At 51.7% G+C, this 10,332-nt stretch carries 9 protein-coding genes; 5 read left to right on the top strand and 4 right to left on the bottom strand.

The genetic code is table 11. The features are described 5' to 3' along the window. Window positions 1–12 precede the first annotated feature (12 nt). Entirely contained in the window at window positions 13–2,286 is a 2,274-nt protein-coding gene (locus tag AC1EK1_RS00370) for a S9 family peptidase (RefSeq protein ID WP_480305068.1), read from the bottom strand. A 315-nt stretch (window positions 2,287–2,601) separates the two neighbouring features. On the opposite strand from AC1EK1_RS00370, the gene AC1EK1_RS00365 reads away from it, so the two are divergent. The 3 genes from AC1EK1_RS00365 to AC1EK1_RS00355 are packed head-to-tail and all read left to right on the top strand — an operon-like array spanning window position 2,602 to window position 4,340. Next, window positions 2,602–3,444: an enoyl-ACP reductase FabI gene (locus AC1EK1_RS00365; protein WP_480305067.1), complete on the top strand. Its 843-nt coding sequence runs from the start codon at window positions 2,602–2,604 to the stop codon at window positions 3,442–3,444. A 55-nt stretch (window positions 3,445–3,499) separates the two neighbouring features. Next, entirely contained in the window at window positions 3,500–3,889 is a 390-nt protein-coding gene (locus AC1EK1_RS00360; protein ID WP_480305065.1) for a DUF1573 domain-containing protein, read from the top strand. 7 nt (window positions 3,890–3,896) lie between these two features. Further along, on the top strand, window positions 3,897–4,340 hold the full coding sequence (locus AC1EK1_RS00355) for a YkvA family protein (protein WP_480305063.1): 444 nt from the start codon (window positions 3,897–3,899) through the stop codon (window positions 4,338–4,340). A 495-nt stretch (window positions 4,341–4,835) separates the two neighbouring features. On the opposite strand, the gene AC1EK1_RS00350 is transcribed toward AC1EK1_RS00355, so the two are convergent. The 3 genes from AC1EK1_RS00350 to AC1EK1_RS00340 all read right to left on the bottom strand — a co-directional run bounded on the left by AC1EK1_RS00350 (window position 4,836) and on the right by AC1EK1_RS00340 (window position 7,930). Then, window positions 4,836–6,506: a hypothetical protein gene (locus tag AC1EK1_RS00350; protein WP_480305062.1), complete on the bottom strand. Its 1,671-nt coding sequence runs from the start codon at window positions 6,504–6,506 to the stop codon at window positions 4,836–4,838. A gap of 132 nt (window positions 6,507–6,638) precedes the next feature. Beyond that, complete coding sequence (locus tag AC1EK1_RS00345) at window positions 6,639–7,742, bottom strand: coiled-coil domain-containing protein (RefSeq protein ID WP_480305061.1); 1,104 nt, start codon at window positions 7,740–7,742, stop codon at window positions 6,639–6,641. Window positions 7,743–7,756: 14 nt separating this feature from the next. Further along, on the bottom strand, window positions 7,757–7,930 hold the full coding sequence (locus AC1EK1_RS00340) for a hypothetical protein (protein ID WP_480305060.1): 174 nt from the start codon (window positions 7,928–7,930) through the stop codon (window positions 7,757–7,759). A gap of 283 nt (window positions 7,931–8,213) precedes the next feature. Here AC1EK1_RS00340 and AC1EK1_RS00335 point away from each other — a divergent pair, with 283 nt between their 5' ends. Then, window positions 8,214–9,887 carry a putative transporter gene (locus AC1EK1_RS00335; protein WP_480305059.1) on the top strand — a complete coding sequence of 558 codons (1,674 nt, stop codon included), beginning with the start codon at window positions 8,214–8,216 and terminating at the stop codon, window positions 9,885–9,887. Between the two features lie 78 nt (window positions 9,888–9,965). Further along, a complete protein-coding gene (locus tag AC1EK1_RS00330) occupies window positions 9,966–10,145 on the top strand; it encodes a hypothetical protein (RefSeq protein WP_480305058.1) in 180 nt (59 codons plus the stop codon). Window positions 10,146–10,332: the final 187 nt, after the last annotated feature.

Genomic DNA, 10,332 nt, shown 5'->3' with positions numbered 1-10,332 from the left:
TTACTTGGTTGTTTATTTGTGAAGTATGATGTCTGTATGTCTCTCGTCAATCCCCAACAAGTTTTTCAAAAAAAAGTACTTGATCTTGTTGAAGTAGTATGGGCTGTCCAGTTCGTGGCTTTTGCCAGGCAGTACGACCATCTCAAAGTTTTTCCCGGCCTTGATCAGTGCATCTGCCATCCTCAGAGTGTTGGAGGGCGGTACATTCTTGTCCTCGTCTCCTGTCATGAGTAGCAGTGGCCCACTTAGGCGATTCGCCAGCTCTACCGTTGTGGGTATCCGGGTCCTAAAGGAGACCGATCCGTCCGGGCGGTGGATCTCTTGTACCCCATGGAAGCTCTCTCCCCACCACCGTATGTAGATGTTGTTGTCGTAGTTGCCACTGGCGGCCACGCAGGCTTTGTAGAAGTCGGGGTAGGTGAGCATTGCTGTCAGTGCCTGAAATCCTCCGCCCGAGTGTCCATAGATACCGACCCTCTCTAGGTCAATGAATGGATACTTGTCAGCCAGTTGTTCCAGTGCAAACTTGTTGTCTTCCAGTGGATAGTCTCTCAGATTTCCGTGCCCGTAGGTATAGAAGTCGTGCCCCCTATATGGAGAGGACCCACGGGATGGTACTTGTACGACAATAAATCCAAGCTCGGCCAATGACTGGTTAGCATTCTCGTCAAGCGTGAACTCCAGTGGCATCAAGTCTGTCTGTGGCCCTGGGTAGACGTAGGAGATTACGGGGTATTTCTTGGATGGATCGAGGTCGGACGGGGTGTACATGATACCATATAGATAGGTTTCGTCGTCTTTTGCCAAGCATGAGAAAAGTGTGGGTTTTACCCAGCCTGCCTCTAGTGCGTCCTGCTCAGAAAGGCGGTAGATTTCTTTTGGAGTGGAGATAGTCGGCCTGAGTCTCATGATGCTGTAGCTCGGTGGTAGATCCATGCGTGAGCACTTGAGCAAGCCATAGTCCCCACCATCGGACAGGGTGAGGTCGTATGCTCCATCGTTGCCCGTGATTGCCTTTTCTCCTTGTCCATTCATTGGTACAATGAAGTACCGCTTGTAGTATGGATTGTCCGCTTGTTTTCCACCGTACCCCTCCATGATGAAGTCCTTCTCGCGCATCTGTACCACTCGACCGGCTACGAGTGCCGGATCGTGTGTGAGTTGTCGGAGTAGCTTCCCTGTGGTGTCGTAGAGGTAGTATTTGCCATAGCCATCGCGATCGCTCCACCATAGGATTTGGCCACCGCTGAGTATTTGGTAGTCAAAAAGCACTAGGTTGTAGATGGGCTTTGCCTCCTCGCTGATCAGTGTGTACACCTGACCATCGGGCAGGTTGACCTTGCAGAGTTCTATCCGATCCTTGGGACGTGAAGTGCGTAGCAGATAGAGTACACTATCCGAGCGAAAGGGGGCCAAGCTGACCTCTTGGTCTGCAAAGTGCTCGATTGGGAGGTACTGGCCACGTTGTGTCTTTCGGTTGTAGCAAAAGAGGCTCTGCCGTGGGGCATTTGATTCGCCGGGCATTGGCATCTGAAAAGTCTCCACCCTTGGTCGCCCTTTGGTGATTGAGTGAATAAGACCTATAGGCTTACCGGCCTCTTCTTTTGTCACCAGTTGTACATACACGTCTCCGCACCAAAATCCCGCCGCCGGTCGGATCCTATCTCCATTGCGTATGGTAGTCCGAGTCGGATCCCAGCCCTCCACCGGTACTGTGTCTCGTTCGCTTTTCTTGCAGAGTAGGAGGCGATCTCCTCTTTGGAGCATGGTCAGCTCGCCATCGGTTGTGGTGTTGGTGTATCGGTCGGCAGGGTCGGTGGTGTCGAACCTGGTGACCGCCGGATAGCTCCTCGTGCTTTTGGATAGCCGGCCACTCCTCCGATTGTACTCCAGCACGTTTCCACCGTACTTCAGTAGGATCCGCCTAAAGTTGCGATCCAGCGGATGGACGTTGTACAGCCTAAAGTCTCCCTTATCCAGCTCCTTGCCGGTAATGGCACGATAGTCGGTGGCAAATGTGTCCAGGTCCTTGATCAAAAGCTCCGACCGACCGCTCTTGGTGTTGACCAGATAGTGATCCACTCGGCCCGAGTGACGGACGTGGTAGTACATATATGGTGTGCCATTGATCCATCGAGGATGGATATAGCTGTCGGGCATGACCGCTTTTACACGGGGCGCAGACTTGGCCTCGACCCTATCCCAGTCTACGAGTTGCGCCTCCAAGGGGAGCGTCAGTAGTATGAGCGATACTGCACCGACAAGGACTCTACCGATTTGTGACATTGTGAAAAAAACCTTTGTTTAGCTTGTAGCAAAGATAGTTTCTTTTTTTTAATATCTAGACTACTTTGTCTTCCAATTTGTTGTGATTCTCTCATTTTCTTGTCAAATTCATTTTCGCTCGTCCGTAAACAAGGGGTGCCCAAGTCCAATTGTGTGAATGCTTGGGCTTTACGAAACAAAAACGGCATTCCAACGGTCCGCCTTGCCCATTTTACCCCGCCGACACCGCACCTGCACTATTTGCTCCTTTTGTGAAATGACAGAGGTTTTCCCTAAATTTGTCCCGTTGCTAATCACTTAGAACAGAGAAAAACTATGGCATACGGATTACTAAAAGGGAAGAGAGGGATTATCTTTGGCGCACTCAATGAGCACTCCATCGCCTGGAAGGTCGCTGAGCGCGTCTGCGCAGAAGGTGCAAAAATCACCCTCTCCAATACTGCCGTGGCACTGCGTATGGGCCAACTCGATGCGCTAGCCGAAAAAGTCGGGGCCGAGGTGATTCCCGCCGATGCCACCTCTGTTGAGGACCTTGCCAAGGTCTTTGAGCGGAGTAGGGAGGTACTAGGGGGCAAGATTGACTTTGTGCTGCACTCCATCGGCATGAGCCCCAACGTCCGCAAAAACATCCCCTACACCGAGCTAAACTACGGCTATCTATCCAAGACACTAGATATCTCGGCCATCTCTTTTCACAAAATGCTCTCAGTGGCCTATCAGCAAGACGCCCTCAGCGAGGGGGCTTCCGTTTTGGCCCTCTCGTATATTGCCGCCGAGCGTGCATTCGTCGGGTACAGCGATATGGCTGATGCCAAAAGCCTGCTCCAGAGCATCGTCCGGAGCTTCGGACTTATCTACGGCAAAGAAAAAGGAGTCCGCATCAATACCATCTCGCAGTCACCCACACCTACGACTGCAGGCAGTGGCGTGAGTGGCATGGAGCGACTGAGGCACTTCGCCGAGAAGATGTCTCCCCTTGGCAACGCATCGGCAGAGGATTGCGCCGACTACTGCGTCACCCTCTTCTCCGACCTCACACGCAAGATAACCATGCAAAACCTCTACAGCGATGGGGGCTTTTCGAGTGTCGGCATGAGTGTGGATGCCCTTGAGCAGTATGTCGGATCTGAATATACCCCCATGGACGGTGCACTCTGAGAGAACCCCGCAACAAAGCAAAACAATCAAATCATAAAAATAAACAGAAGAAACTATGAGAAAAGTACTATACATGCTGGCAACAGCACTATGCCTGACACTGGCAACAAACGCCAACGCACAAGACAAAAAAGCCGTCATCAACCTCCCGGTGACTGAGTACGACTTTGGCACCATAAAAGAGGCAGACGGAAAGGTGAGCCACGTCTTTGAGATCAAAAACGTAGGCAACGCACCATTGGTCCTGACACGTGTGATGAGCCCATGCGGGTGCACCGTGCCATCCTACAGCAAGGAGCCCGTGGCACCCGGCAAAAGCACCAAGCTGACCGTAACCTACGACCCGGCCGGCCGTATCTATCCTTTTGTCAAGACGATATCTATCTACAGCAACGGTAAGGAAGGCCCGGAGGTCATCACTATCAAAGGCGAAGTAGTCCGCTGATCCCGCTATGAGGCGAAAAAGAGTGACCCCCCTCGGTCTCTGGCAAATCGCTCAGAGCAAGATGAAGCCTATTCATCTTGATGAGGTCGCACGCTACGCCAAGTACTTCAGCGAGCAGTCTTTTGGGAAAAAGTTGAGAATCGTCGGACGATCCCTTGGCGAAAACATCCTGTTGCCTGTCCTGAGGACCTACTTTGTCCTAAAGTCGCCCCAGACCTCAACGAAAGAAAAACTGTTTTTGCTGGGAGCGCTTGGCTACTTTATCCTCCCACTGGACCTCATTCCGGACTTTCTGCCCGGACTTTTGGGCTTCACCGATGACCTAGTCGTCATCACGCTAGTGCTCAAGCACCTGAAGGACTCCCTGACACCGGAGATTGAGCAAAAAGCACATCAAGCCTACCGCCGTATCATCAGGCCCTGTGCCGGCAAAAGCCCCATGACTGACTAGAGCCTACCGCAGGCCAAAATGCCATACAGCCTGCCGTAATTCAATAGAAGTGGAGGGTGTGAAAAGGTCAATCCTTTTTGCACCCTCCACTCTTTTTGAACTCCTCCCCCCCATACATACAAGAAAAAAGCCTCCTCCGACATCCCTTTTTTCCTTGGAGAAAAACTCGACAAGGTCGGAGGAAAAGATGGCCTTGTCCTATGAAAAGATTGTTTTGTCCTATGAAAAAGATAAAATCACTATGTGATTTCTTCAAATCACACTGTGACGCGAATAAATCACTAAGTGATTTGAATAAATCACATAGTGATTTTGAGTTTTCCATCTGGAAAAAATAGTTTGGAAGTACATAGCGTGGACTTTATAACCCTTGAGGTGGACTTTGGAACCAGCCCCGAGTACAAAAGAAGTTTCCTCGGAGGAGACCGGTGTCTTCCCCGAGGAAACTTCTTTTCAGTAGAGGCTGTGGGGCCTCCTATGATCTGCCGGAGAGGGTCAGAAGCTGAGTGTGACGGTCGTGGCAAGAGAGTGCCGGACTTCCCGCATTGCCCCACCTGTGACGCTTGGGAGTTTGGTGCCGGGTAGTGCGGGGTAGGGATAGACTCCTTCTTTTCGGATGCCACATACGTATGCCAGATCCACGGTCAGGCTCCCGACGCGGACCCCGACCCCGGCAGATGCGGTTTGGTAGTTGCGTGCCAGTGTGTAGTCGAGGATTATGCCGGAGGCACTGTACTCGCTTTGGATGGTATTGCCACTACCGGGCTTGATTGCTCGGTCCTTGATACCACTCCCGGTGTAGCTGTAGCCGGATCTCAGGGTGAGCCAGTCGAGAGGTTTTAGCTCGAGACCAATGCTGTGGCGCAACTGGGGGCCAAAGTATTGGTTGTTTAGCCGAGTGACATCCTCGAGTGCGTCATGGGAGTTTTCACCCGGGAGCATGTACTTGGCACTCCCAAGGTTTCGGTAGGTGAGATCGTAGGTGATCATGCCGTACTGATCCAAAAAGACCATGCCACTGAGCGTGAGCTTGCCCGGTAGCCACATTTCGTAGTCGGAGGTGAAGTCTCCTCCGGTGTCATAGACGAATGTCTTGTCTTTGGGCTCCTCGAGCAGATCGTTGTAGTAGGAGGCGGAGGCACTGTAGGTCTCGGTGTAGCGGGCGTATTGAGGGAGGAGGTAAGAGATGCCCACTCGCCCGTAGTCGCCGATTGCGAAGAGGGCTCCCAGGTTTAGCCCGATGGTCCTGCCGGTGACGTTTAGGTTGTTGTCGTACGTGATACCCTGCCTGTTTTGTTTGTGTTCGTTTTTGAAAAAGAAGTCTTCGGAATACTCGGAGTGACGTCGGTAGGTACTCCCGGTGGATCGCAGTGTGGCCCCAAAGAAGTAGCGGTCGTCGTAGCCGATCCCGAGGTTGAGGTCCAGAGAGTTTTTGCCACCGGTCTCTTTTACCGTCAGTTTGGAGACTTGTGGTAGTAGAAAGATCTGGTCGCTTTGCTCCGCCTCTTTTTCCCAGACCCAGGTGTTTGGCCGGTAAAATTCTTTGGGTTTTCCACCGATATTTCCCTCAATGAGGCCGGCATTGAGTCCCAAGACGATGCTTTGGTTGAGGGGCTGGAGTCGTGGGTCGTACGTGTTGGTGTGCTTGTAGCGGTCGAATGGTAGGCCACTCTGCATTGCTTTTATGGTCAAGTAGTCGGTGATGCTGGAGGCGGGGCGGGGCATCAGTAGGGTGTAGTTGCGCTTGTGGTTGTAGTCTTTGTTGTAGATGAGTCCCCAGTTGATACGCAAAGGCTGATCGGAAAACTCCACACCGGACCCGATGTAGGCGAGGTGGTTGAAGTCGGAGAAGCCGTAGGTGGAGGTGTGGTTTTTCGCCACCTCCTTGTTTCGGAAGTCGACAGAGTTGCTGCCGAATCCCCCATCAAGACCCAGGGAAAATGCGCCTTGGTAGTAGAGTGCACTGCCGGCTGGGTTGATCCATATAGCTGTGGGGTCTGCCCCGAGTGCTCCTACGGCATCGCTCATGGCTCTTGCTCGTGCTGTCCCGTGGATGCCCTCCAGGCTGTTGCGATAGCCATCGGAGGGGGCTTGCGCTTGTGCTTCGATAAGTGGTAGCGATCCTAGGAGCAGGGTCGCCAAAAATAGTTGATATCCTTTAGTCATGGTTAGGTCCTTTCGTTTGTAGTTAGCTGATGAGCAAGGAGGCTCCGGGTCTGACCCCGGAGTCGTCTTGCATCCCGGTGGGGGGCTGGTGCGGTGTCCCTTTTGGTGAGGAAGGTCCGCACACTCCACCTATCACCGACGGCGTCCTCCGGATCCGTAGGTCCCGGTGTTGTTGGTGTTGGTAGTCCTTGTCGGGGTGGATCGTGTGACAGAGCCGCCACTGTCGGTCGATCGTGTGGGGGTGTAGCTGCGTGTGGGGGTGTAGCTTTCGTTCCAGCGCGAGTTGGTACGTGTCTCATAGCTGTCGTAGCGTCCTCCTCTGCTGTCGTAGTTGCCTCTGCTGTAATCGGGGACAGTGGCTGTGGCTCGTGTGCGTACAGCGCGTTCGGTCCGTCCTAGGCTGCCACCGTATTGTTCAAAGTCCTGTGAGTAGCGTCCGGAGGCACGCCCGTAGGCATTGTATCTTCGCTCTACGCGTGTGGACGGGTAGTTGCTGCCGTCGTAGTAGCCCTGTAGGTAGCCTCGGTCGTAGCTGTGGTAGGGAGTGTCCCAACCATAATAGGAGTAGCCCCATCCTCCACCATAGTACCTCGGGCTATACCAGCCGTCGTAGTACCATGGGTCGTACCAGCCACCATAGTATCTCGGGCCATACCAGCCACTGTACCAGGGGTCATACCAGCCACCGTAGCACCAGGGATTGTACCAGCGGCTATATCTCCACGACGCTCCATAGTAGGGATAGGTGTTGATCTGGATATTCACTCCGTTTTGCCAGTCTCTGCCGTAGTAGGAGTTGGTCCAGGGATCGTAGTCCATGTCGTCCAAGATATAGACACGATCCACATTGTTGAGGACAATGGAGTTGCCTGAGTTTTCGCCAAATCTCCGCAGACGCTGAGTGTACTTGCCTCCTTTCGGGCGAGCGGTGGTGCCCTCCAGTTCATCTAGATTGTCCTCCATTTGCTCGACCGTGACTTTCATACCTCGTCGGTTGTACCAGTCGCTGATCTTTTCTTGTTCGGACTGTAGTTTTTCGTACTCAGCCTTTTGTTGCTCTCTTTGCTTTTGGAGGCGGGCAGATCGTTCGGCCCTTGCCTTTTTCTCCTGCATACGATACTCTCGTGCCTTGGAGGGGGTCAGGTAAGCGTTGTCTTGCGCACTTGCCATCTGTCCGAAGAGGAGCAGTACCACAGTGAGTATGCTGGTCGATATAGTCCATCTGAGTGTTTTCATATCTTTTATTCCTCCTAGTTTTTCATGTATGTGTCCATCTTCTCAAGTGAAAGGTACGCAAATATTCTTGAAGTCCTGTGTTTGTAGTGTTTTTTAGGAGGAAAGTTTGCGTTTTTGCCTTTTTTTGTTTTTGGATTCTCTGTGGATTGGACCTGATCTCTCTCTTCCGCAACTGTTTCATTCGCCATCTCTGTCTACTCCTCCAGTTAATTGTGCCAATAACTAAAAAATGGTAGATTTGCGTTGCTATAAGAGAAGGGTAATTCTTGGTCTTTCGACCGCTGGGAATCTCCCCTCTGTTTTTTTTTGAAAAAAGTGCGTTGGGCATGACTTCACTTGCTCGCTAGTGTCTGCAGGGTCCTATGATATGAGAAATGTCTCGGACGTACGCTCTTGTAGCTGTTGTTAGGAAAAAAAGAAAGCGCAACATCGGTCTCGGACCGAATATTTTATTACTATTATTTTTGATTTATGGATTGGTTACAGGAGCTTTTCCTCGGTACCGGAGTGGCACACTCGTTGATCTTGATTGCCTTGACGGTTGCTTTAGGGATAATGCTCGGAAAGATTAAGGTTTTTGGCATCTCTCTTGGTGCAACGTTCATCCTATTTGTGGGCATCTTCTTTGGAGAGATGGGCATGTCCTTGGACCCACACCTGATGCACTTCTGCAAAGAATTCGGCCTGATACTTTTCGTCTACTCTATAGGACTTCAGGTGGGGCCGAGCTTTTTCTCAAACTTCAAAAAGGAGGGGATGACCCTCAATATGCTTGCGGTCTTGGTCGTGGGCTTGGGTGCACTGATCACAGTGATACTCTACGAGGTTACCGGCTTGCCTATCCAGACCCTTGTGGGAATCATGAGCGGTGCCATCACAAACACCCCCGGACTCGGTGCGGCTCAGCAAGCATTTACCGATATCAAAGGGGTGGACGACCCATCTATCGCTCAGGGCTACGCCGTAGCCTATCCTTTGGGTGTGATCGGTATCATCCTGACCATTATTTTGATCCGGGTGATTGCCCGAGTCAACCTCAGAACGGAGGAGGAGCGCCTTGCGGAAGCAGCCGGTGACTCGGAGGTAACCACTGTCCCCCTCTCTGTGGAGATAGAGAATCCGGCACTGAATGGTGCCAAAGTGTCGGATCTGGCACACACGCTTGAGGGACGCAGGTTCGTGGTCTCTCATATATGGAAAAAAGAGTCCAATGAAGTCAGCACAGTGGATGCAGACACGATGCTAATGACCGGTGACCGTATCTTCGTGATCATCCATAAAGATGACGTGGAGCCCTTTACGATGACCGTGGGACATGAGGTCGTGATGGATCGCAAGCAGTGGACGCCAAAAGACTCCAAGTACATCAGCTGCAAGCTACTGGTGAGCAACAAGCAGATCACCGGCAAGCAACTGCAGCAACTCAATCTGCGTGCGATCTATGGGGTCAATGTGACGCGTATCACTCGATCCGGTATGGATATCGTAGCCGCACCGGGGTTGAGACTCCAGTATGGAGACAAGCTGACAGTGGTGGGAAGCGACTCCGCTATCCAGAAAGTGACTGACCTGATCGGCAACTCCGAAAAACACCTACATGAGCCCAATCTGTCAAGTATCTTTATCGGAATAGCTCTCGGTATTTTCTTCGGTTCTGTGCCGATAATGTTCCCGGGCATTCCACAGCCTATCAAGCTCGGTATGGCTGGAGGACCACTGATTGTGGCGATCTTGATGTCTGCATACGGGTACAACCACTTGGTCAGCTACACGACGCTTTCGGCCAACCTGATGTTGCGCGAGGTGGGGCTTTCCCTCTTCTTGGCCTGTGTGGGTATAGGTGCAGGAAATGGCTTCTTGGATACAATGATACACCAAGGTGGGCTCGCTTGGGTCTGCTACAGCATGATGATCACCATGCTACCCATACTTATTGCTGGGTTGATTGGTCGCTTTGTCTTCAAGATAGACTACTTCACACTAGCCGGTATGATCGCCGGTAGTACGACCGACCCCCCTGCACTGGGCTATGCCAATACCCTGTCCGACACAGACGCTTCTTCGGTAGGATATGCCACAGTCTATCCTCTGACGATGTTTTTGAGAGTGGTCACTGCGCAACTCATGATCATATTCTTGCTATAAATTGTGTCGGGTTCGCCAAATTTTTGGCATCTTGGTCAAAGTAATTTGTTCACCAAAACCTAAAAGAAGAAAACCAATATGGCAAAGTACAGTGCAGTGGAAATCAACCAAAGGCTTGCCCGACTGGGGCGAGTTGTCGGCGAACCGACCATGAATGGCGGAGTAAAGGCTGCCAGAATCCTAATGGGTGTCAACCTTGTCGTAGGATTTGCTATCGGCTATGCGGTAGCCACACTCTGCAATAGCCGAACACACTAACGTTCGTTTTTACGAAGAATAAAGAGAGAGGGTGTGCCGAAACAGCGATTTCGGCACACCCTTTTTGTTGTCTTCTTTTTTCAAAAATCAGCTTTCCTTTTACCCTCTGAAAAGGTATGATTTTTGCCTGCTTGTAATCTCCAGGTGAACAGCCATCTACAGACGTCCTGTTTTTTACGGATAGAAG

The organism is Porphyromonas sp. C0026D3 (genome assembly GCF_056590775.1).
The sequence above is the reverse complement of the archived record's forward strand: the minus strand, read 5'-3'. Positions and strand labels throughout refer to the sequence as shown.